The following is a 23,494-nucleotide window of genomic DNA, read 5'->3' as shown; positions in this document are numbered from 1 at the left end:
CAGAGTAGCTTCTAGGCGGCAACGATATTAGATGGGGTTTATTGAGCGTTTACAATGTTTCTTGCGGTGTTTAGAAGTAATCCCAGCATGGTAGTGCCACTTCTTGGGCATCCACCGATTATTATCCATTGGTTCGTCGATTGCGGTTCTTTTAACATATATTTTCTCTGAAAAATATTTAAGACTAAGAATTTGTGAGTTTCAGTGAATAAATTTCTGGACTCTTTCGGTTTGTTTATATTTTTATAGATGAATATTCCTTCAGAAATGCACGCCGACAATTAGATTTCTATTTGGATTGACCCGTGGTTGACTTTCAATGGATATTTCTGGGATCGGCGATTCATTGTTGTAGTTTTCGCAGGTGAAAAACAATTGTATTGCTTGGCTGCTGGGGTGAGGATAATGCAGGCCCCTGTAGTTGCTTGTAGGTGTCGCAAAAGGCATCGATTTTTTCGATGTCATATTTGCTAATAACACAATTGCTTCCAATACCTTCCGTTCGTTCTGTAGCTTTTCTCAATAGTAACGTAGGCTTGCCTAAATACGCACATTCTTCCTGATTGCTGCCTCCGTCGCTGACTACAAATTCGCTGTGCTTGATCAATTTGATAAATTTAAAGTAGTCGTAGCGCTGTCGCAGTTCAATGTTTGGATTGTCATCTAGTCGATGGTAGAGGTCAAATTTCCTGAGTTTCTGCTCTGTGGGTTTGTGCAAAATGAATAGCAGCTTGATGTCATACCGGGCCACCTGCTCCACCAGTTCAATCACTCTCTTCAATGCTCGCTCGTTGCGTATGTTTTCGAACCGATGCAGCGATACGACGGCGTACGCTTCCTGTGGGATGCTGACTTCGCTGTTGTCGATGTGTGCTTCTGCCAAGCGCAGGGCGTCGAGCAGAGTGTTGGCGCCCGTGTTGATTTTGGTGCCCCGGTACGCTGATAGGTTTGCTACCGCATTTTCATCTGGGCAGAAGTAGTAGTCACTCAGCCTGAATACCAGGGCGCGGGTCAATTCCTCGGGGAAGGGGTGGAACCAGTTGTGCGATCTGAGTCCAGATTCGACATGGCCGACAGGTAGGCGAGCGAATTTTCCCATCAAGGCGCCCAGCAGCGTTGAGAAAGTATCGCCATGGACAAGGACAATGCCTTTGCTCTGCTCGCCAAAAATTTGCCGCTTTTTGAATAAGGTGGTTAACAGTATTCGACTTGCCCACACGGCCATGCTGAGAATTGAGGTAATGTCTTTGCCGTGATATAGGGTGTAGTCGGGTCCTCGCAGGCCGAAGTTCTTTAGAATCTCGGTCATGGTGTCGCGGTGTTGGCCCGTAGAGATGAATCGATAGGGAACGTCCTGTGCATTCAGCTCAACCATGACTGGTGCCATTTTGATCAGTTGGGCTTTGGTGCCAAGGATGATATGAATCAATTGCTTTCCCTATGTCTCGGTATTTTGTGAGTGGCACTTTTTGCACCTGTATAAATTGTGCTTGGCGTATCAGATTATCGCGCAGCTGCTAAGCAGGAATTATATGTGCGTCACGGGTCAGGTGGTTTCGAGTATCGATTACCATTTTGCTTTTTTGGGTAATCATTGGGTAGTCAAAGTTGTCATGGTTAGTAACCAATATTGCGCAATCATATTGTTGGAGATTATCTGGTGTTAATTCGATGGACTGCATATTAAAACTGTAATCTCGTTTCTTCGGAAACTGCGGTATATGCGGATCGCTGTAATCTACTTCAGCGCCTTTCGCCTTTAGCTTGGCAATAATTTCAAACGCTGGCGCTTCCCGTGAATCACTCACATTCTTTTTATAAGCCAATCCCAAGATTAATATTTTACTGCCTTTTACCGCCTTGCCGTGTTCGTTGAGTGCGTCTGCCGTTTTCTGTACTACCCATTCAGGCATGGCGCGGTTTACTTCACCAGCTAGCTCTATAAAGCGAGTATGTATGCCGTATTCTCTCGCCTTCCATGTTAAGTAGAATGGATCGATGGGAATGCAGTGTCCGCCTAGGCCGGGGCCGGGGGTGAATTTGGTGAAGCCGAATGGTTTGGTGGCGGCGGCGTCGATGACTTCGTGGATGTTGATGCCCATTTTGTCGGCAACCACTTTCATTTCATTGACCAGGCCGATATTGACGGCGCGGTAGATGTTTTCCAGTAGCTTGGCCATTTCAGCGGTTTTTGTCGAGCTGACTGGCACGACGGTATTTATAATACTTTCGTATAATTTCACACCGGCGTTCAAACAAGCCGGTGTTTCGCCGCCACAGACTTTCGGTATTGTTTGGGTTGTATAGTGGCTATTGCCGGGGTCTTCTCGTTCAGGTGAATAGATTAGATAGTAATCTTCGCCAATGGTGAATCCCTTGGATTCAATTAATGGACGAACGAGCTCTTCTGTTGTACCTGGGTAGCTGGTGCTTTCTAGCGACAGTATTTGCTGCGCTTTTAAATATGGCAGTAACTGGCTGACAGTGTTGGTTACGTAGCTTAAATCGGGTTCACGGTATTTGTTGAGTGGTGTGGGTACGCAGATAATGATGGCATCCAGTTGGCTGGCTTGGGCATAGTCGCATGTTGCCGAAAAGTTGTCCTGGATTGCTGCTTGAATTCGTTCAGCGGCGATATGCGTAAGGTAGGTTTGGCCTTCTGACAGCTGCTTGGGTTTTGCGGCGTCGGTGTCGAAGCCAATGACTTTGTAATTCGCCTCGGCAAAACAAAGGGCGAGGGGGAGGCCTACGTAACCCAGGCCGAATACGCCGATAACAGCCTCTTTGTTATTGATTCGTTGTAACAGGCTTGCGGAGCTCATTATTTACCTAATTTGAGGCGTGGCTAATTATTGCAGTGATCAGTTTTAATCAGGGTTTTTACAAGGGCTTAATCTACACTGCTTGCAGGGACTGACGCTAGTTTTTATCTCGCTTATGTAAGCTGGTTAGGGCTTTTGTGTCACCAGGGAGTCTGGTGTCTGAGGTCAGACGAGAAGGACTGAGGCTAGGTCGGTGGGTTGTAGCCGTGAGCGCAACGAATGCCGGTGGTTATACCAAAGTATGAAGTTGGGTAAGGCCCGTGGTATGTGGATCCTCAATCGAGTTGAGGATGACGATGGTGGGGCGTTGAGGATGAGGATGGTGGGGCGTTGAGGATGACAGGTTTGGGTCGTTGATGGTGACGGCTTTTGGGCGTTGATGCTGGAGGGCCGTTGATGGCGATGGCGATGTGCGTTGATGAGGCGTTGAGGTTGATGGTGGCGCAACCCCTGCGCCTTCAAAACTGCGTTATCCCTTAGCTGTTAAAGCCACGTCGTTAAGCCAGTACAGCCCCGACCATTCAAAACTTTAAAAAACCCGCCGTCATCCCCGACCCCGATCGGGGATCCAGAGTGAGCGTTAGCGAATTGCGTTACGTCAGACGCCCAACTCCCGACATTCCCCAAGCCTTAACTAATATTCCCAGTCACCCTAACGCGCCGGCTAGTCGGCGCAACTTTCTCGGTCTTCGCCGCTTCACGATTTTTAATGCCGGTGTCGATGATGTTTTTCAGGGCGATGATCATCCCAGTAAAGATGAAGGCGCCGGGTGGCAGTATGGCGACTAGCACGGCGGTGTAGTCGTCTACTAAAACAATTTTCCAGCTCTTTGCGCCTTCGCCAAATAATAAATCCATATTGGCGAAGATGGCGCCGGTGCCGATCACTTCTCTGACGGCGCCTAGCAACATTAAGATGAAGGCGAAGCCGACGCCCATAATAAAGCCGTCGTACATGGCGGGCAGGACTTTGTTTTTGCAGGCGAAGGCGTCTGCGCGGCCGAGGATGACGCAGTTGGTGGTAATAAGCGGCAGGAAGATACCGAGTATTTGGAATAGTTCGTAGGAGAAGGCCTGCATGAGCAGTTCTATGCAGGTAACTGCTGCCGCGATGATCATGACGAAGGCGGGCAGGCGGATGGCGTCTGAGGCGAAGCTGCGGATCATGGAGACGGCGGTGTTAGAGACGGTAAGCACTAACATCGTGGCTATGCCCATGCCTAAGGCGTTGATGACCGAGCCGGTGACGGCGAGCAAAGGGCACAAGCCTAGCAGCTGAACGATGGCCGGGTTGTTTTTCCATAGACCGTTTAGGGAGATCTCGCGGTAACTGATATCACTCATGGTTGAGTTCCTGCGTCGGTACTTACTTGCTGTTCGCTCGTATTTGCTGCGACGGCATTGATGATTTGCGCTTTATTGGCGTCGTAATACTGTAACGCTTTGTGTACGGCGTTGGTAACGGCGCGGGGGGTAATGGTCGCGCCGGTGAATTGGTCGAACACGCCCTTGTCTTTTTTAACCGCCCATTTTGATTCTTCTGGGTTGCTTAGGCTTTTACCCAGAAAGCCATCTACCCAATGACTTTTTTTGTAATCGACTTGGTCGCCGAGGCCCGGTGTTTCGCGGTGAGAGAGTACGCGCACGCCAGAGATGGTGCCATCTTCGGTAATGCCGACAATCATATCGATATCGCCGGTGTAGCCATCACGGGCGGTGGCGGGCAGTATGGCGCCGACAAATTTGCCGTTCATACTTGCGCGGTAGAGCTTTTTGCTTTCCCGCAGGCCTAAGAGCTCACTGTCGCTGGCGCTTATGGCGTCGTCTAGCATGGAGTTGTCGTGGCTCGATTTTGGGAAGAGTTCTAGTAGTGCACTCTCTTCTGCGTGGCGGATATTGTCTTGGATTAAACCGCGGGTCGATAAATACGTTCCCGCGATAACACCGGTGGTGACGACGGCGAAGACGCCGAGCAAGATGCCGTTTTTGGTGATGGATCGGCCGAGGATATTCATGACTTTCCTCCCTGCTGATCCTTCAGTTTATGTCCGTAGGTTCTTGGCTGGGTGTAGTGATCGATAAAGGGCGCCGCGAAGTTCATCAATAGAACTGCGAATGCCACCGCGTCAGGGTAGTTGCCCCACACTCGAATGATGTAAACCAAAATGCCAATCAGTGCGCCGTAAATGACGCGGCCACTATTCGATACCGCCGAGGTAACAGGGTCGGTCACAATAAAAAATGCGCCGAGCATGGTGGCGCCGCTGAGCAGGTGAAACAGCGGTGAACCGCCAGAAGCGGAGCTGCCGCCATCGTAAAATAAGGCGGATATAATAGTTAGCGATGCCAGCATGCTGATCGGCGCATGCCAGGTAAATACCCGCCGATACAATAAATACATGCCGCCGAGTAAAAAGCCGATGTTAGCCCATTCCCAGCCGATGCCAGCAAACTGGCCGAACTGAGCAGACCCCTGCCAAAGATCCTCTATCAGCAGTGAATCGTTTTGTTTGAGCACATCTAGCGGCGTTGCCATCGTGATGGCGTCGATGCTGTCGCGACCGAATCCAAAGCAGTAGCGCAGGGCGTCTATCGGCCCTAACAGGTCGCCAGCAAAGCTGCCCTGGGGCGCAAGCCATGTGGTCATTTGTACTGGGAAGGAAATGAGCAGCATGACGTAAGCCGCCATGGCTGGGTTGAATGGATTGTAGCCCATGCCGCCGTAGAGTTGTTTACAGATAAGAATGGCAAAGCCGGTGCCGATCATGATCAGCCAAAATGGTGATCCAGGTGGTAGCGCGATACCTAATAAAAAAGCGGTGACGAGTGCGCTGTAGTCGTTGAGATAAAATCCGATGGGGCGCTTGCGCCATTTTAAAGCCAGGGCTTCAAATGCCAGTGCGGTAATGCTGGCCCAAAGCACGTTGACGAGGCTGCCGAAACCGAAAAACCACGTTAGCGAAAACAGACCGGGAATGGTTGCCAGCAGCACCAAGCGCATGACTCGCGCGGTGCTCATTGGCCCGTGGGCGTGTGGTGAACTGACTTTTAAAAATCCCATAGTCTCATTCGTGCTCGTATTCTAGGTTTCGCTCAGCGTTTGCTGAGCGGCGGCCAATTTATCTTCTAGTTTAACTAGCGAGTCGGCCAATATGTCGGCTTTGTCATCGCCTTCTGCACGCGCCGCTTCAAGTTTCTCTTTGGTGCGGGCGATGCGGCTTTCCAGGGACTCGATGGTCTGTTTAATTTTGTCGGCGTCGCTCATGTTCGCTTGTGCTTCACGAGCCGCTTTGGCGCGCTCGATGGCAGCTTGAACCGGATCGTCGCTCGCTACCGGTTCGCTCGCACTGCTCGTTTTCAGTGTGGCGAGATGGTCGCTTAGTTCTTTTTTGGCTGTGTCGAGTTTCGCCTGAGTTTTCTCAACACCAGTCGCAAAGGCGGCGACATTGGCGTCGTTCTGCTCCTGCGCCGAGGCCAATTTTTCTTGTGCGGCGCTTAGGCGTTTTTCGGTACTGGCGACGGTATTTTGCAAGCGCGTGGTTTTGTCTTCGTCACTTTCATCTGCGCTAGCGCCAGCGCGCTTTGCCAGTGCTCTGGCGATCGCAGCCTGCGCGGGATCGGCACTGTCGCTCGCGGGTGCCGCTTTTGTCGGCACTAAACTCGCTTCGTGCTCGCTCAGTTCTTTTTGAGTGGCGGCGAGCTTCTCTTCAGTTTTACTTACCGCCGTTGCAAAGGCGTCTGCATTCTCGTTTTGCTGTTCCTGGGCTAGAGCGAGTTTTTCTTTTGCTGCTGCGAGGCGCTTCTCTGCGCTCGCTAATAATTTTTGCAGGCGCTCGGTTTTCTCTTGCGGGCTTTCTTCCTCGGCATTGCCATCACGTTTGGCTTGCGCGCGAGCGATGGCGGCTTGAGCGGGGTCCGTCGATTCGGCTTTTTTGGCCTTGCTGCGCTCTATTGCCGCTTGGATGATATCGGCCTTGCCGGCTTCTGGTGCGTTTGCCGCGGCGGCTGCTTTGGCTTTCGCCGCTTCCATTCGGGCTGCGCGTTTGGCTTCTTTTTCAGCCTCTTCCTGTTCTAATCTGGCGGTGCGTGCTTCAAAGCGTTCTTTTGAGCGCTCGGCTTTAATCTTGTCTTGCTGAGCTTGGCGAATTTCGGCTTTTGATGCGCGGTAGTACTGCACCAATGGGATATTACTTGGGCAGGCAAACGAACACGCGCCGCATTCAATGCAGTCGAAGAGTTGATGATCCTCGAGCTTTTCGTGTTCTTGGGCGCGCGCGAACCAGTACATTTGCTGAGGTAGCAACGATACAGGGCAGGCTTCTGCACACATGCCGCAACGGATACACGCTTGCGCAGGCGGTGGTGGTGGCAGCTCGGCCACGGTTGGCGCCAGCACGCAGTTACTGGTTTTTACAATGGGCACCGCCGTGTCTTGTAGCGTGTAGCCCATCATGGGGCCGCCCATAATTAAGCGGATGCAATTGTCTTTGTCGAAGCCGCTTTTATCTAATAAATACTGAACCGGCGTACCGAGCAAAACCTCGTAATTTTGTGGCTGGCCGCAGGCTTCGCCTGTGACGGTGGTGATCCGTGAAATAAGCGGCTCGCCAAAACGAATAGCGCGGTAAATGGCGGTTGCGGTGCCGATGTTTTGACACACAATGCCGACGTCTGACGGCAAGCCGCCGGAGGGGACTTCTTTGCCGGTCAAAATCTGAATCAGCTGTTTTTCACCGCCGGATGGGTATTTGGTCGGGAATACCACGATCTCAATACCCGTGCCTTCAGCCGCTTTTTTAAGCGCGGCGATGCCTTCCGGTTTATTGTCTTCTACGCCAATCAGGGTTTCTTTACTGGGCTTAATCAGGTGCCGAAGTATTTCGGCACCGGCGATGATTTCCGCAGCGCGTTCGCGCATCAGAATGTCATCGGCGGTGATGTAGGGTTCGCACTCGGTGCCGTTCAGAATTAGCGTTTCTATCGGCTTGTCGTCGCGGGTGCTGAGTTTAACCGCAGCGGGAAAACCCGCACCGCCCATACCCGCAATACCGGCTTGGCGAACGCGGTCGACTAATTCTATCTTGCTGAGCTGGGTGTAATCTTCAAGGCCTTGGTGGGCGATCCATTCGTCTTTGCCGTCGGTGTCGATCACAATGCAGCTAGCGCTCATGCCCGATGGATGCGGAATAACGCGAGATTCGATGGCGGCAATAATGCCGGATGTTGGCGCGTGAACTGGCGCGCTGACAAAGCCTTTGGCTTCGGCAATCATCTGGCCTTTAAGGACGCGGTCGCCGACATTAACTATCGGGCTGGCTGGCGCGCCGATATGTTGCGCTAGGGGCAGAATGAGTTGCGGTGGAATGCCGGCATTTTCAATTGGGTTGTGTAGCGACTGATGTTTGTTTTCTGCGGGGTGAATGCCGCCGTGAATATCCCATATTTTTCTCATACCGCAGCTCCACTTTGTTTCGTGGTGCCGCGATCCGAAGCGATAAGATCCTCTGCGGGCTTGGGCTTGTCCCAATGCCAGGTTTGCAGGCTGGTCTGGATGGGGAGCATGTCGATACAGTCTACTGGGCAAGGTTCTACGCACAAATCACAGCCGGTGCATTCACTGGCGATGACGGTGTGCATGTGCTTGGCAGAGCCGAGAATGGCATCCACAGGGCAGGCCTGAATACATTTTGTGCAGCCAATGCATTCCGCTTCCCGAATAAAGGCAACCGAGGGTACGGCTTCTTCAGCGGCGTCTAGTGGCTTGGCTTCTACACCGAGTAAATCAGCGAGGGCGGCGATGGTGGCTTCGCCGCCCGGTGGGCATTTATTGATATCGTCGCCCTCGGCGATAGCTTGCGCGTAGGGACGACAGCCGGGGTAGCCGCACTGTCCGCACTGGGTTTGCGGCAGCAGCGATTCGATTTGTTCGGCGATGGGGTTGCCTTCAGTTTTAAATTTCACCGCGGCAAAACCCAGCAGTGCGCCGAATACCAAACCGAGGCCGACTAGGGCCAGCAGCGAGGCTAAAAACGGGTTTTGGGCAATCAGTTCAATCATGTTTGCAGCCTATACCAATCCTGCAAAGCCCATAAAGGCGAGCGACATCAGACCGGCGGTAATCATACCGACGGCGGGGCCTTTAAATGGGGCGGGTACGTCGGCAGCGGTGATGCGTTCGCGCATGGCGGCGAATAACACCAATACCATAGAGAAGCCGGCAGCGGCGCCGAAGCCATATAGGGTTGATTCGACGAAGCTGTGGTCTTTGTTGATGTTGAGTAGAGCGACACCTAATACCGCGCAGTTGGTGGTGATCAGCGGTAAAAATACCCCCAGTACCTTGTAGAGCATGGGGCTGGTTTTGCGCACCACCATTTCAGTGAATTGCACAACCACCGCGATGACAAGAATAAAGGTGATAGTGCGCAAGTATTCCAGGCCGAGTGGAATGAGTAGCCACTCATAGGTTAGCCAGCTGCAAATAGACGCGAGGGTGAGTACAAAGGTGGTGGCGCTAGACATGCCGATGGCAGTTTCGAGTTTATTAGACACGCCCATGAACGGGCACAGGCCCAGAAACTGCACCAGTACGAAGTTGTTAACCAGAATGGCGCTGATTAACAATAGTGAATAGTCTGCTAACACAATTTTTAGCCTCACCTTTGCATCGCTTATGCGAAATCTACTCTGGCTGGTCAATACGCAGTATTGCGGGCCAGATCGTCATTATCGGGCGATCTTAGTTTATTTCGATCAAGCGTTCAATTTAAAAAGCGGTAATGCATTTCACCTGCCTTTGGTGGGCAGGTGTATGCGCTTACTGAATTTTCATGCCCGCTTTGGCGCCGCTGTCGGGGCTGAGCAACCATATCTCTTGGTCGCCAGGGCCGGCGGCTAGCACCATGCCTTCAGACATGCCAAAGCGCATCTTGCGCGCCTCCAGGTTGGCGACCATCACGGTAAGTTTCCCCACCAACTGCTCGGCATTGTACGCGGTTTTAATACCGGCAAAGACTTGGCGAGTGCCCAAATCACCTAAGCTGAGAGTCAGTTTTAGCAATTTGTCCGCGCCTTCAACGGCCTCTGCTGCGACGATTTCCGCTACACGCAAATCAATTTTAGCAAAGTCGGGGTAGGCGATTGTGTCGGCTATACCCGTGTCTTTGTCTTTCGCCGCCTTTTTCGGTTTGGCGACAGGTGTCGGCGCAGGTGAGTTGTCACTGCTTTCGGCCACCATCGCCGCAACCTTGTCGGCGTCGACCCGACTCATCATCGCTTTGAACGGCTCAATGCTGTGATTGTGCAGCGGCGCAAACTCGCCCTGCCAAGTCAGCGGGATATTTAAAAATTGCTCGGCCTGCTTAGCTAGTTCAGGCAATACCGGTGAAAGATAGGTGGTGAGTACCCGGAATAGGTCGATGCACTGTGACGCGACGTCGGCTGCTTGGCCGATGGTGTCATCGGATTTGGCCAGCTTCCACGGTTCGCAGGCGTCAAAGTATTCATTAGTGGCGTCTGCCAAAGCCATGATTTCGCGCACGGCTTTGCTGTACTCGCGCTGCTCGTAAAGCTGGGCGATGGTTTCGCTGGCGCCCGTGACTTGCTGCCACAGTGCGGCATTGTGCTGGGTGGCGCTGAGTTTGCCGTCATTGCCTTTTTGCACAAACTTGGCGCTGCGGCTGGCGATGTTGACGAGTTTGCCGACCAGGTCAGAATTCACGCGATTGATGAAATCTTCCAGATTAAGGTCGATGTCATCTACGGCGCCAGACAGTTTGGCGGCAAAGTAGTAGCGCAAATATTCTGCGGGTAAATGCTTTAGGTAGGTTTCCGCTTTTATGAATGTGCCGCGAGATTTGGACATTTTCTTGCCGTTCACGGTTAAAAAGCCGTGGGCGTAAATCGCGGTGGGCTGGCGGAAGCCGGCTGAATCCAGCATGGCGGGCCAAAACAGGCCGTGGAAATTGATAATGTCTTTACCAATAAAGTGGTAAAGCTCGGCGGTGGAGTCTGTACCCCAGTATTCATTAAAGTCGCGGCCGTTTTTCTCGCACCAGTTGGCGCAGCTGGCCATATAGCCGATGGGGGCATCTAGCCACACGTAGAAAAATTTACCGGGTGCGCCGGGAATTTCAAAACCGAAGTAGGGTGCGTCGCGGGATATATCCCAGCTTTGCAGGCCAGCGTCTAACCACTCGCGTAACTTGTTTGCAATTTGCGGTTGCAGCGCGTCGCTGTCGGTCCAGTTGCGCAGGAGGTTTTCAAAGTCGCCGAGTTTAAAGAAAAAGTGCGTGGAGCTTTTTTCGATTGGGGTGGCGCCAGAGATTGCTGAACGCGGGTTTATTAATTCCGCTGGCGTGTAGGTCGCGCCACAGGCTTCACAGTTATCGCCGTATTGGTCGTCGGTTTTACACTTGGGGCAAGTGCCTTTGATGTAGCGGTCGGCTAAAAATAAATTCTTTTCTGGGTCGAAAAGTTGGGTGACGTCGCGGCGCTCAATATGGCCGTTGGCATCGAGGCGGCGATAAATTTCTTCTGAGTAATGTTGGCACTCAGGTGAATGGGTGGAGTGGTAATTGTCGAAGCGGATATGAAAACCCGCTAAATCGCGCTCGTGCTCGGCTTTTACCCGCGCAATTTGCTCTTCTGGGGTAATGCCGAGTTTTTCTGCCGTGAGCATGATGGCGGTGCCGTGGGCGTCGTCGGCGCATAAATAAATGCAGTCATTGCCGCGTAATTTCTGGTAACGCACCCAAATATCGGTCTGGATAGATTCCAGTAAATGACCGAGATGAAGTGGGCCGTTGGCGTAGGGCAGGGCACTGGTGACCAGAATCTTGCGCGACATGGGTTTCCTTGTTTAGTGGTACTAGCCGCGACTGCATGTGGTCGCTGGCTTGAATGGACTTAAAGGCGCGAGATTATAGCGTTTTTGACTGCTTGGCGCATCTGTCTCGGCGTTGTTCGATATGGGTGCGGGGCGTATACTCGCCGGCTGATTCACTATTTATTAAAGGCAGGGGAAAGATATGACGGCAGCGCTGGAATCCAGAGTACGCGAGCAACTGATGGCGGTTGTGCTGCCCGGTTTGGTTTCGCCACTGGCTGAGCTTGCCGATATTGTGTCCTTGCTTGTCAGCGGCGACCGTGTCGATGTGGTGTTTGAGCTTGGTTTTCCCGCAAAAAGTGCGCAGCAGCAATATGAAGCGGCGATTGCTGAAAGTCTTAAATCTATCGCTGGCGTAGATGCTGTAACAGCTCGGGTGACATGGAAAATTTTGCCCTATGCAGCGCAGCAAAATATTAAGAGTATGGAAAATGTCCGTAATATTATCGCGGTCGCGTCTGGCAAGGGCGGAGTCGGCAAGTCTACTACGTCTGTGAATCTAGCCTTGGCTCTGGCTGCTGAAGGCGCGCGGGTAGGTTTGTTGGACGCTGATATTTATGGCCCCAGCGTGCAAATGATGTTGGGAATCCCTGAGGGGCAGCGTCCAAAGCAGTATGGCACGCATTATTTATTGCCGATTGAAGCCTATGGCGTGCAGTCGATGTCGATGGGCTATTTGGTGACGGCCGATACACCGATGGTATGGCGTGGGCCGATGGCGACTGGCGCGCTGCAGCAGTTGTTGAATCAGACGTATTGGCAGGATTTGGATTATTTAATTATTGATATGCCGCCGGGCACGGGCGATATTCAATTGACGCTTTCGCAAAAAGTACCGGTGTCTGGCGCGGTAGTGGTGACGACGCCGCAAGATATCGCGCTATTAGATGCCAAGAAAGGTATTGAAATGTTTCGCAAGGTCTCGGTGCCGGTGTTGGGTATTATTGAAAATATGGCAGTGCATATTTGCAGCCAGTGCGGCCATCACGAGCATGTATTTGGTCAAGGCGGCGGCGAGCGTATGGCGCAATCTTATGATGTGCCGATGTTGGGCTCTCTGCCTCTTTCAATGCAAATTCGCGAACAGGCAGATTGCGGTAAGCCGGTGTTAGCCGCTCATCCAGATAGCGATGCGGCGATGTTATATCGGCAGGTTGCCATCAGCATGACCGCCGAGTTGGCCAAGCGCCAGCGCGTGCAGAGTAATGCTTTTCCGAATATTTCGATCAGCGATGATTAATATCGTCGCGATAGCCAATTTAAAAATTGAAATGAATTACCGTCAAGAGGGGATGCAATGAGTATTAAGGCTGACAAGTGGATTCGCCGCATGGCAGAGAGCGAGGGCATGATTGAGCCTTTTGAGCCAGGGCAGATTCGTACTCGCGACGACGCTAAAATTATCTCTTACGGCACGTCTAGCTACGGCTACGATGTGCGCTGTTCAAACGAGTTTAAAGTATTTACAAATACTTATTCTGCGACGGTAGATCCCAAAGCGTTTGATGAAAAAAGCTTTGTCGATATCACCGCCGACTACTGTATTATTCCGCCAAACTCGTTTGCACTGGCGCGCACGGTTGAATACTTTCGTATTCCTCGCAGTGTGTTAACCATGTGTTTGGGCAAGTCTACGTATGCGCGCTGCGGCATTATCGTGAATGTCACGCCGCTAGAGCCGGAGTGGGAAGGGCATGTGACTTTGGAATTTTCAAACACCACAACCTTGCCAGCAAAGATATATGCTAACGAAGGCGTGGCGCAGATGCTGTTCTTTGAATCTGACGAAATTTGCGAAGTCAGCTACAAAGATCGCGGCGGCAAGTATCAGGGCCAGACGGGAGTGACCCTTCCAAAGACCTGATGCGCTGTTAGCGCACTCAGGCAGCTATCGTCATACCCGACTTGATCGGGTATCCAGGATGAGCGTGAGCGAATGCCTTTGGGTTTTGCGAAATGCGGCGTAATTCAAAGTCCGAGGTTTATGGATCCCCGATCGGGGTCGGGGATGACGGTAATTGGAATTGCTTAGATATCCATTAAAACCCGCCGTCATACTCGGCCACGACCGAGTATCCAGAGTGAGCACAAGCGAATGCTTTTGAATTTTACCAAGCGCGGAGTAAATTAGATTTCGAGGTTTATGGATCCCGGATCGGGGTCGGGGATGACGGTTTGGGAGGTGTGCGTGATTGGGAGCCTTCGTCATACTCGGCCGCGACCGAGTATCCAATGTGAGCGTAAGCGAATGCCTTTGACGTTGCGTGTTGTAAATCAAGGTTCGAGTCATGGATCCCCGATCTGGTCGGGGATGGGATTATGCAGATCTGTATAGCCTTATTATCTGTCGAGTAAGAGAGAGCCAGGTTAAAAACTACTGGCTTAAGCCCGTTACGGATTTACCATTGAGGCTGGCATTGATTAGTTCTAAGGAATAAACCTCATCATCTTCGCGCTGCTCTAATCTTACGATTAGGTAATTCCAGTCCTTGGCCATCCATATCGTCGTTTCGCTGCTGCTACCGGGGCGTGAGCGCAGTAATTTGATGGTGCGCAATTTTCCTGCGGGGCTGTCTATGGTTTCTTCGCCGATTTTTTCGATGGTATAGGTTTTGTGCTTACCGCGACTGACGACGGTTTGGGTCATTTTTTTGCCGAGGCGATTTTCGATTAATGCTTCACGCATTTTTAGCTGCGCGCCAAGTTGATCAAAGGTGTCCGTGCTTACTTTAGACGACCACGGTTTGCGGTATTTTTTATCGCTGGCGGTGTTTTTAGCCCAGTCAAAATTAATACTTTGGTCTTGCTTGCTACTCATATTATTCGAGTATTCGTAGTGCAGTGGCCGCAAGCCATCTTTGGTGCTTTCGATAAGGCTTTCCTCGTCGACCTTGATAAACATAAGTTTTGCGTGCTGTGATAACAGCCAGTTGTTTCCCTGTTTACTGAGTGTACGAGTTGCTGTTGTGGTGAGGCTATTACTGCTGACTTTGTACTCCGCATTGTAGGGAAGTATTTCTTTGGTTTGTGGTGCAGTGGCTGTGTTGCTTTGCGTGACAGCTTGCAGTGACTGAATTTGAGGTGCTGCATCGGTAGGGGAGGTGTTCGCGGGATACAGAGCGATACCGCCGCTTGCGATTGATTGGTTAATTAAGACGCCAAATAACAGTGAGCTTAGGCTAGTCCGTTTGAAAAAGGATGCCGCTTTCGGGAATGTTTTTATCATCAAGTACCGCCTTTGAATTCTGCAACTTCAAGCGTCCTTCGGCAAACCACTGTGCCGCCAAAGGGTAGATCGTGTGCTCTTTGGACAATACGCGATCGGCGAGGGTTGCAGCATCATCTCCGTCAAATATCGGTATTTTTGCCTGTATTATTGGCGGCCCGCCGTCTAATTCTTCAGTAACAAAGTGCACGGTGGCGCCAGCTTCTTTGTCGCCAGCGTCTATGGCGCGTTGGTGGGTGTGTAGCCCCGGATATTTGGGAAGCAGGGACGGGTGGATGTTGATTAGCCGTCCTAAATAGTGACGAACAAAGCGCGGGGTGAGAATGCGCATAAATCCAGCGAGCACAATAAGGTCGGCGCCAAATTCATCAATTTTTTGCAGCAGAGCCTCGTCGAAATCTTCGCGACTGGCAAATTGCTTGTGATCGATACAGGCTGTTGCGATACCGGCTTCTTTCGCGCGGACAAGACCGAATGCATCGGCCTTGTTGCTAATTACCGCACTTATTTCCGTATTGTGCAGGAGGTCTTGGTTTTTGCAGGCGTCAATAAATGCCTGCAAATTAGAACCGCTGCCAGACAGCAAAATCACCAGCTTGCAGGGCATGAAATTACAGGCCTTCTATAACGACTTTTGGCTCGTCTTCCCCTGCGGCTTCAATGCTGCCAATCAGCATGGCTGTTTCGCCCTGTTGATTTAGCATATCTATTACGCGCTCTGCATCGTCTGCCGCGACGGCGAGTACCATGCCGATGCCACAGTTGAAGGTGCGGTACATTTCCCGTGATTCGACATTACCTTGCTCCTGTAACCAATCGAAGATAGCTGGGCGTTCCCAGCTACTTCCGTCGATCACGGCCTTGGTATTGCGCGGTAATACGCGTGGAATATTCTCTAGTAGTCCGCCGCCGGTGATGTGGGCCAGTGCGTTAACACGGTACTGCTTGATCACACGGAGAATCGGTTTGATGTAAATTTTAGTTGGTGCGAGCAGTGTTTCGCCAAGGGTGCTGTCACCGAAGGGCTGGTCTAGCTTGGCGCCACTGTGTTCGATAATTTTGCGAACCAGAGAGTAGCCATTGGAGTGCGGGCCAGATGAAGTAACACCAATCAACTTGTCGCCAATGCGCACAGAACTGCCGTCGATGATATTGGCTTTTTCTACGACGCCAACGCAGAATCCCGCTAGATCGTAGTCATCGCCTTCGTACATGCCTGGCATTTCGGCCGTTTCGCCGCCGACTAATGCGCAGCCTGCTTGTTCGCAGCCATTGCCGATGCCGCCGACAACACTGGCAGCAATATCGACATTCAACGCGCCGGTAGCATAGTAGTCTAAGAAGAATAAGGGCTCGGCACCGGTCACCAGCAGATCATTGACGCACATGGCGACAAGATCGATGCCGATAGTATCGTGAATGCCAACTTCCATCGCGAGTTTTAATTTGGTGCCGACACCGTCAGTGCCAGATACAAGAACGGGTTCTTTATATCCAGTAGGGATTTGGCATAATGCGCCAAAGCCACCAAGTCCGCTCATCACTTCTGGGCGGCGGGTGCGTTTCGCAACATCTTTAATGCGTTCTACTAGCGCGTCACCGGCATCAATGTCTACGCCGGCGTCTTTGTAACTTAAGCTTGGCTTACTGGTGTCAGTCATAATCGTTTGGCTGTCCTCTAAGAGGGCGCTATTCTAGCTTGATTGGGAGTTTAATTCAGCAGCAAAAAGGTGACTTTTTGCCACTAGACACCACGATCGCATAGTGGCTTGCTACAATAGCCAATCGCGGCAGGGAAAAGGACGTATATATAGTGATGCAATTTATTCGGGTGCTGGTGTCAGCCTTTGCAATTTTTATAGCTTTGTCTGGGCAGCTTAGCGCAGCAGTCGTGGGAAATTTATACGACGAGCAACTTATTGTTGAGTCTCAGTCCCGAGGTGCGTTGAAACAAGGCGCGGCAATTGCGCTGGAGCGGGTATTTGTTCGGGTCTCTGGCCGTCAGCAGCTGCGAGACAACTCAGTGGTGGCCGCGGCGCTTGCTGACCCCGAGCCGTATATGACGCAATACCGCTACCAGCGCAATAAAAATGCGGACGGTGAAGACGAATTGGCCTTGAGCCTGAGTTTTTCGCCTCGGCAAGTTAACGCTACTTTGCAATCGGCGGGCCTGCCGATATGGTCGGCGAATCGTCCTGCAGTATTGGTGTGGTTAGTTGCGGACACGATAGATGGTCGACATTTTGTCGGTGCCGATGCGGGTGAAGGCTTGTTGGTGGCTCTTGAGGCCGAGGCCAATCGCCGGGGACTCGTACTGCAAATGCCCTTATTCGATCTCGCTGATTCTGCAAATTTGAGTGTGGGGCAGTTATGGAAAATGTCAGTTGAGGATGTGCGCACAGCGTCTGCCCGTTATTCCACCCCATTTATTTTGATGGGTCGCCTGTCCCAGTTTTCGACAGGGCAATGGGTGGGAAGTTGGGCGGTGCTACAAGGGGGTGAGTCGACTCAGCTTGATAGCGATGGCGCGGGTGAGGCTGAGGTTTTGGCGGCGCCGATTGATTACTTAGCGGATATGCAAGCGGCGACTTATTCGGTGTTGGCTAGCGCTGGCAACAGCGCGAACACGATGATTCATGTTTCAGGTGTTAAGGATTTTAGCGGTTACGCTAGCTTAGTGACCTATCTTGAAGGGCTCGCGGTCATTCAACATGCCAACACAGTGTGGTTGGACAAGGATGAGTTAATTTTAGAATTGGTACTCAACGACGATATGGAAAAAGTAAAGCGCTTTTTAAGTCTCGATGGACGTTTGCTCGAAAGTACTGCGATGGGTAGCGGGTCTTTTCCCGGAGCAGTGCGTGGACATTATCAATGGTCGGGTCGCGGCTTGTGATTTCTATTTCAAAGCCGGTTTGGGGTTTACTCGCGGTTATTGGATTTGTCTTAACCGTGCATTTGCTGGCGCCAATTTTAATGCCGTTTTTACTTGCCGCAGTGTTCGCATATATGGGGGATCCCATTGCGGATAGGCTTGAGGCGCGCGGAATGGCGCGAACCACAGCGGTTGTGACTGTGTTTGTCGCTCTCACTTTAGTGACGGCTTTGTTGCTGCTGGTTACCGTGCCGCTACTGATAGAGCAGGTGCAGCTGTTAATAGAGCGTATTTACGACGGTATTGCCTGGGTTCAGCACACAGGCTTGCCTGCTTTGCGCCAATATTTCGATTTGCCCGAACAGAAAAGGCCAATGGAAGCTGCCAAGGATGCCCTGAGTGAAAATTGGGAAAGTGCGGGCGGCATACTGTTTTATTTGTGGAGCAAGGTAAGCGGCTCCAGTATGGCGGTGTTAACGTGGATCGCCAATGTAACCCTTGTGCCAGTGGTTACGTTTTATTTGTTGCGGGATTGGGATGTGCTCATGGCGGCCATCCGAAATTTGCTGCCGCGCTCAATCGAGGCGCGCACAGTGATTATTGCCAAGCAGTGCGACGAAATTCTCGGCGCGTTTGCCCGCGGTCAGCTTTTGGTGATGTTGGCCTTGGCGGTGGTATATACCATTGGGCTTTGGATCGTGGGGCTTGAGCTCGCCCTCGTACTTGGGCTGCTCGCTGGATTGGCGAGTATCGTGCCTTATCTGGGTGTCATTGTCGGAATTTCTGCAGCGGGGTTAGTGGCATTTTTTCAATTTGACAGTTTGTGGCCAATGGTTGGCGTCGCCGCTGTGTTTGGCCTTGGTCAAGCGCTTGAGTCAATGGTTCTTACGCCGATGCTTGTTGGTGACAAAATAGGCCTGCATCCGGTCGTTGTTATTTTTGCTATTTTGGCGGGCGGACAGCTATTTGGTTTTGTCGGCATATTGCTCGCGCTACCCGTAGTAGCAGTCGTAAAGGTCATGATCAATCACCTTCACGACTATTATAAAGATAGTGAGTTTTACGACGAGAAACATAGCATGGCAGCATCGGATGATGCCGAATAATGCCCAGTCCGCAGCTGCCCTTGGCGCTAAAGCTTGATACCGAAGCGACCTTCGAGAATTTTTATACGCCGGAACGTCATCGTCTTTTAGTCAATCAGCTTGCTGAGCAAGCGCAGGGCCGGGGCGAGAAGTGGATATACCTTTACGGTAGCGGCGGCCGAAGCCATCTTTTGCAAGCCTGCTGCCATTTGACTGAGGCGGCCGGACGGTATGCGCGCTACATTCCCATTGCAGAATTGCTCGAATTTGATCCCGAGGCATTGCTTGAGGGGGCAGAGTTTTTAGATTTGCTGTGTTTCGATGACGTACAGCTTATCGCGGGCCGCGAAAACTGGGAGCGCGCAGTTTTTAATTGCTACAACAAAATGTTAGCCACAGACGCATGTCTGTTGGTGTCATCCTCGCTTGCACACGCCCAATTGCAGATTGAATTACCCGACTTAAAATCGCGCCTGCAGAGTTTAAGTAGCTACCGTTTGTCTGAGTTGGATGAGGCTGAGCGCATGGCTGCTTTGCAATTCAAGGCCAAAATACGCGGCATTATGGTGTCCGATGCGGTGGCGGAATACATATATACACGCTGTCAGCGAGATGCGAAGAGTTTATTTGACCTATTAAATGTGTTGGATCAATTAAGCTTGGTCGAACAGCGAAAGTTGACAATTCCCTTTGTGAAGAAGGCAATGAATTGGTGAAATTCGTCAATAATATTGTGAATAAGTGTAAATACGACTACTTTTAGCAGATAAGAGGGAACTCACATGAGTTTTACTCCTCTTAGCGACTGATATTCTTGCAAAAACGTTTTTACCTATTGTTCAGTGTAATTACGGATTGGCTTGGTAAAATTACACAAAATCAGGCGTGCAAGCGGTGTCGCTCGTGTTATTCTGAACCTATGACGTGCTTACACGGCATAGTGAAGGGAAGTTTAAAAAAATTAGGGGGAGAATTATGCGTAAAGTCTTATTAGGCGCTGCAATTGCTGCAGCAATTTGTCCGACATTGGCAACTGCCGGTGAAGATGGCAAGTGGTATATAAACCCAGCAGTGGGCTACATGGTATTTGATAATACCCGTGATCTTGATCCAGAAGCAGCGGCTCTTCTTGGCGCCGAGCGTAAATTTAATAAAGACTGGGGTATGGAGCTTCGCGCTTTTTACAGCGACGCTGAGCATTACCGTGGCAATCCTAACCTTGATCAAGAAGTCTTAGGTGCTAGCGTTGATGTGTTGCGTTATTTCAGCAGCGCATCAAAGGTAACACCTTACTTGGCCGGCGGTATTGGCGAAGTGCACTCTAATCCAGCTACTGGTGGATACGGTGATCAAACTCAATTAAATGCTGGTGGTGGTTTTCGCTACGCTTTAGATGACGCTTGGTCAGTTCGTACCGATGCTCGTTACATCTATGGTACTGACAATGAAACTGCTGATGGCATTTTGTCTGTTGGTTTAAGCTACGCTTTTGGTGGCACTTCAGCTCCGGCTCCAGCGCCAGCTCCAGTTGTTGGTGATTCAGACGGCGATGGCGTTGAAGATGGTGTAGATCAGTGCCCAGGCACACCAGCGGGTGTTGCTGTTGATGCCAGAGGTTGTGCGCTTGATCAAGACGGTGACGGTGTACCGAACTACCGTGATAAATGCCCAAATACACCAGCTGGTCGTAAAGTCGACAAGTTTGGCTGTAAATTTGTTCTCAAGCACTCAGAAAGCATTAAGCTAGAGATCAACTTTGCTAACGACTCTGATGCTATTCCTGTTGCATATGCTCAGGAGCTGAAAAAAGTTGCTGACTTCATGAATAAGTTTGGCGGAGTTAGCACTGTTGTTGAAGGTCATGCTGATAGTAATGGTGCAGCAGCGTACAACAAACAGCTTTCACAACGTCGTGCTGATGCAGTTCGCAATGCACTGATCCGCGACTATGGAATTGCTGCAAACCGTTTAAGCGCAGTTGGCTACGGTGAAGAGCGTCCAATTGCTGACAATAAGACAGCGGCTGGTCGCAGTGCAAACCGTCGTGTTATCGCTGTCATGCAGGCGGAAGTTGTAGAGTAAAATTTGGTTCACATTGTGAATTAATCAAGGGGCCTTCGGGCCCCTTTTTTTGTATCTCATTTTTCTTAATACCCCTCTCTGTGGCGTTTTGCTTTTATCGCCTTAAATGTAGTTTTCCTGCTTATTTGCCCCTGTGTGCTGAGGTTTATTCATATGGCATGGATCTTGTAGATCAGTGAGTAGATAGGCCATAAAGCGGTGTTTTTCACCATTATGGTGCACTTAATAATAGCCTGCTGCTAATGGGGTGCTTCAGGTTGGTGCGCTGAAGTGACGGGGAGAATTAAATGATATTTGGCCGGAAAAATCGTAAGCCAATCACAATTACGGATAAAAAAGTCGTGGACTGGAAATACGCAGTCTGCGGCTATTGCTCTACGGGCTGTTCAATCGAGGTGGGTTTGAATGCCGAAGGTAAACCAGTCGCTAGCCGGGGCAAGGGCAATGCACCTGTTAATCAGGGCAAATTGTGCATTAAAGGTATTTTTGAGCATGAGTTGAGTGGCACTGCCGGGCGTGGAACTGAGCCGCTCATGCGCAATAAAATTTATGATAATTTCCAGCCAAGCAGTTGGGATGCTGCGCTGGATAAAACAGCGGCGGAATTTATCCGTATCCAGGAAAAATATGGGCGTGACAGCATCGCGGTAGTATCGACGGGGCAGTTATTGACCGAAGAGTTTTACACCTTGGGTAAATTAGTGCGCGGTGTAATCGGCACCAATAACTACGATGGCAACACAACCTTGTGTATGGCGTCGGCAGTATCTGGATATAAACGCTCCTTCGGTGCAGACGGCCCACCGGGTTGCTACGACGATTTTGAAAGTACCCACTGTCTTATGGCCTTTGGCTCAAACCTGCCAGAGCAGCATCCAATCATTTATTGGCGTCTTAAAGAGGCCTTGGAAAAGCGCAAGTTTCCATTAATCGTTGTTGATCCACGGGTAACGATGTTTGCCCAGTTTGCAGATATACATCTGCCGATTACGCCGGGAACTGATTTAGTGCTATTGAACGCGCTTGCGCACGTGATTTTAGCGGAAGGCCTGCAAGACCAAGCTTATATTGAAGCTCACTGTAATGGGTTTGAAGAATTAAAGGCGACCGTCGCGAAATACGACCCCGTTACCGCGTCGCGGATTTGCGGTATTGACGCTGACATGATCAAAAATGTCGCGCGTATCTACGCAAAAGCGCCATCTGCCATGAGTATTTGGACGATGGGAATTAACCAGAGCACCCACGGTACCGATGGGGTGTGCGGCATAAACAATTTAAACCTAATCACTGGAAACATCGGCATCCCCGGTGGCACTAGCTTGTCGATTACCGGTCAATGCAATGCCATGGGCACCCGCGAATGGTCTTCGTGCTCTGGTTTACCAGGGTATCGTATGCTTGAAAAGCAAGAGCATCGCGACGAGGTTGCTAAGTTTTGGGGAGTTGATGCGGACTTCTTCCCTGCCAAACGCGGTTTGCAGCAGACCGATATTTTCCCCGCCATCGAGTCCGGCGAAATTAAAGCGCTATGGATTGTGGCTACTAATCCGCTTACCTCTATGCCCAATCAGCCACGCATAAAAAAGGCCTTGGAAAAACTCGAGTTTATGGTGGTGCAAGACGGCTACAAAGACTGCGAAACAGTGAACTTTGCCCACGTATATCTACCCGGCGCACTTTGGGGAGAAAAAGAGGGCGTGCAGACCAATACTGAGCGTCGGGTTAACCTTGTTCGCAAATTTGTAGAGCCGCCGGGGCAAGCAAAACCCGATCATTGGGTGTTTAGCGAATTGGCAAAGCGTTTTGAGCGTGGCCGAGCGATGACATTTCCCGAAACCACCTCTGATATTTTTGACGAAATGAAGATGCTGTCGAAGGGCGCTAAGCGAAATTTAGATATTTCAGGTATGAGCCACGATTTAATTGAAGCCCAGCGCGGAATTCAATGGCCTATGCGCGAGGGTGAAGAGACCGGTAGTCCCCGCCTCTACAGCGACGGTGTATATCCAACGCCTAACGGCAAGGCGAACTTGCTGGCCATGGATTATATCGAAGACAACGAAGTGCCTAACGAGAGTTACCCATTCTGGTTAAACAGCGGTCGGGTTGTTGAGCATTTCCACACCCGTACCAAGACGGGAAAAATAGGTAATTTAAATAAATTTAGCCCCACACCTTATATGGAGATGAACCCAGACAGCGCGCGTGAGCAAGGTGTAAAACATCAGAGTTATGTGCGCTTGGTGTCGAAACGCGGCGATGCGGTTGTGATGGTCCAGCTCACCCAGCGAGTGCCGCACAATATGGTATTCATTCCCATGCACTACCACGATTGCGTGAACCGTCTATCGCTGGGCTTACTCGACCCCTATTCGCGCCAGCCTGCGTTTAAGCAGTGCGCGGTGCGCATTGAGCAAATAGATCAAAAAGAAGCGGGTCGACTAAATGTAGAGCGTCGGGCGTATTGATTCGAGGTGACCTGCTGAGGCCGCAGCCCAGCAGGTCTTCTCACGG

The 23,494-nt window shown here is 51.0% G+C and carries 19 protein-coding genes; 7 read left to right on the top strand and 12 right to left on the bottom strand.

Going from position 1 to position 23,494, the window contains the following annotated elements; translation table 11 throughout:
* Window positions 1-343: 343 nt before the first annotated feature.
* The 9 genes from wecB to metG form a co-directional block, all read right to left on the bottom strand.
* Entirely contained in the window at window positions 344-1,429 is a 1,086-nt protein-coding gene (gene wecB / locus AAC007_RS15805) for a UDP-N-acetylglucosamine 2-epimerase (non-hydrolyzing) (protein ID WP_339678057.1), read from the bottom strand.
* An 88-nt stretch (window positions 1,430-1,517) separates the two neighbouring features.
* Window positions 1,518-2,822, bottom strand: a complete 1,305-nt coding sequence (locus AAC007_RS15800) for a nucleotide sugar dehydrogenase (RefSeq protein WP_339678055.1) — start codon at window positions 2,820-2,822, stop codon at window positions 1,518-1,520.
* Between the two features lie 630 nt (window positions 2,823-3,452).
* Window positions 3,453-4,166, bottom strand: a complete 714-nt coding sequence (locus AAC007_RS15795; RefSeq protein ID WP_339678053.1) for an electron transport complex subunit E — start codon at window positions 4,164-4,166, stop codon at window positions 3,453-3,455.
* Complete coding sequence (gene rsxG, locus AAC007_RS15790) at window positions 4,163-4,837, bottom strand: electron transport complex subunit RsxG (protein WP_339678051.1); 675 nt, start codon at window positions 4,835-4,837, stop codon at window positions 4,163-4,165. The genes AAC007_RS15795 and rsxG overlap by 4 nt, the downstream gene beginning before the upstream one ends.
* Window positions 4,834-5,883 carry an electron transport complex subunit RsxD gene (gene rsxD, locus AAC007_RS15785; protein WP_339678050.1) on the bottom strand — a complete coding sequence of 350 codons (1,050 nt, stop codon included), beginning with the start codon at window positions 5,881-5,883 and terminating at the stop codon, window positions 4,834-4,836. The genes rsxG and rsxD overlap by 4 nt, the downstream gene beginning before the upstream one ends.
* 21 nt (window positions 5,884-5,904) lie before the next feature.
* On the bottom strand, window positions 5,905-8,274 hold the full coding sequence (rsxC, locus tag AAC007_RS15780; RefSeq protein ID WP_339678048.1) for an electron transport complex subunit RsxC: 2,370 nt from the start codon (window positions 8,272-8,274) through the stop codon (window positions 5,905-5,907).
* Window positions 8,271-8,879, bottom strand: a complete 609-nt coding sequence (gene rsxB, locus AAC007_RS15775) for an electron transport complex subunit RsxB (RefSeq protein ID WP_219042400.1) — start codon at window positions 8,877-8,879, stop codon at window positions 8,271-8,273. Before rsxB ends, rsxC begins: the two co-directional genes overlap by 4 nt.
* 9 nt (window positions 8,880-8,888) lie before the next feature.
* Window positions 8,889-9,467, bottom strand: coding sequence for an electron transport complex subunit RsxA (rsxA, locus tag AAC007_RS15770; RefSeq protein ID WP_219042399.1), 579 nt, complete (start codon window positions 9,465-9,467; stop codon window positions 8,889-8,891).
* Between the two features lie 172 nt (window positions 9,468-9,639).
* Window positions 9,640-11,670 (bottom strand): methionine--tRNA ligase, encoded by a 2,031-nt coding sequence (gene metG, locus AAC007_RS15765; RefSeq protein WP_295875845.1) that lies wholly within the window; start codon window positions 11,668-11,670, stop codon window positions 9,640-9,642.
* A gap of 181 nt (window positions 11,671-11,851) precedes the next feature.
* Here metG and apbC point away from each other — a divergent pair, with 181 nt between their 5' ends.
* Together apbC and dcd are read left to right on the top strand one after the other, a co-directional pair.
* Window positions 11,852-12,949: an iron-sulfur cluster carrier protein ApbC gene (apbC, locus tag AAC007_RS15760; RefSeq protein ID WP_339678045.1), complete on the top strand. Its 1,098-nt coding sequence runs from the start codon at window positions 11,852-11,854 to the stop codon at window positions 12,947-12,949.
* Between the two features lie 57 nt (window positions 12,950-13,006).
* Complete coding sequence (gene dcd / locus AAC007_RS15755) at window positions 13,007-13,573, top strand: dCTP deaminase (protein WP_219042396.1); 567 nt, start codon at window positions 13,007-13,009, stop codon at window positions 13,571-13,573.
* A 510-nt stretch (window positions 13,574-14,083) separates the two neighbouring features.
* On the opposite strand, the gene AAC007_RS15750 is transcribed toward dcd, so the two are convergent.
* The 3 genes from AAC007_RS15750 to purM are packed head-to-tail and all read right to left on the bottom strand — an operon-like array spanning window position 14,084 to window position 16,596.
* Window positions 14,084-14,935, bottom strand: a complete 852-nt coding sequence (locus AAC007_RS15750; RefSeq protein WP_339678043.1) for a DUF3108 domain-containing protein — start codon at window positions 14,933-14,935, stop codon at window positions 14,084-14,086.
* Entirely contained in the window at window positions 14,889-15,542 is a 654-nt protein-coding gene (gene purN, locus AAC007_RS15745; RefSeq protein WP_296436569.1) for a phosphoribosylglycinamide formyltransferase, read from the bottom strand. The genes AAC007_RS15750 and purN overlap by 47 nt, the downstream gene beginning before the upstream one ends.
* Window positions 15,543-15,546: 4 nt before the next feature.
* The gene (gene purM / locus AAC007_RS15740) at window positions 15,547-16,596 is read right to left on the bottom strand and encodes a phosphoribosylformylglycinamidine cyclo-ligase (RefSeq protein WP_339678042.1); all 1,050 of its coding nucleotides are present in this window, start codon (window positions 16,594-16,596) and stop codon (window positions 15,547-15,549) included.
* A 155-nt stretch (window positions 16,597-16,751) separates the two neighbouring features.
* Here purM and AAC007_RS15735 point away from each other — a divergent pair, with 155 nt between their 5' ends.
* From AAC007_RS15735 to AAC007_RS15715, 5 genes are all read left to right on the top strand, one after another.
* On the top strand, window positions 16,752-17,831 hold the full coding sequence (locus AAC007_RS15735; protein WP_339678059.1) for a DUF2066 domain-containing protein: 1,080 nt from the start codon (window positions 16,752-16,754) through the stop codon (window positions 17,829-17,831).
* Complete coding sequence (locus tag AAC007_RS15730; protein ID WP_339678040.1) at window positions 17,828-18,916, top strand: AI-2E family transporter; 1,089 nt, start codon at window positions 17,828-17,830, stop codon at window positions 18,914-18,916. The genes AAC007_RS15735 and AAC007_RS15730 overlap by 4 nt, the downstream gene beginning before the upstream one ends.
* Window positions 18,916-19,611 carry a DnaA regulatory inactivator Hda gene (gene hda / locus AAC007_RS15725; protein ID WP_295875825.1) on the top strand — a complete coding sequence of 232 codons (696 nt, stop codon included), beginning with the start codon at window positions 18,916-18,918 and terminating at the stop codon, window positions 19,609-19,611. Before AAC007_RS15730 ends, hda begins: the two co-directional genes overlap by 1 nt.
* A gap of 259 nt (window positions 19,612-19,870) precedes the next feature.
* On the top strand, window positions 19,871-20,977 hold the full coding sequence (locus AAC007_RS15720; protein ID WP_295875822.1) for an OmpA family protein: 1,107 nt from the start codon (window positions 19,871-19,873) through the stop codon (window positions 20,975-20,977).
* 287 nt (window positions 20,978-21,264) lie between these two features.
* Window positions 21,265-23,448, top strand: a complete 2,184-nt coding sequence (locus AAC007_RS15715) for a nitrate reductase (RefSeq protein ID WP_296436574.1) — start codon at window positions 21,265-21,267, stop codon at window positions 23,446-23,448.
* The last annotated feature ends 46 nt before the right edge of the window (window positions 23,449-23,494 follow it).

It is taken from the genome of uncultured Zhongshania sp. (genome assembly GCF_963975605.1).
Classification (GTDB): Bacteria; Pseudomonadota; Gammaproteobacteria; order Pseudomonadales; family Spongiibacteraceae; genus Spongiibacter; species Spongiibacter aquimaris.
Note: the sequence above shows the minus strand (reverse complement) of the source record. Positions and strands in the feature narration are given on the sequence as shown.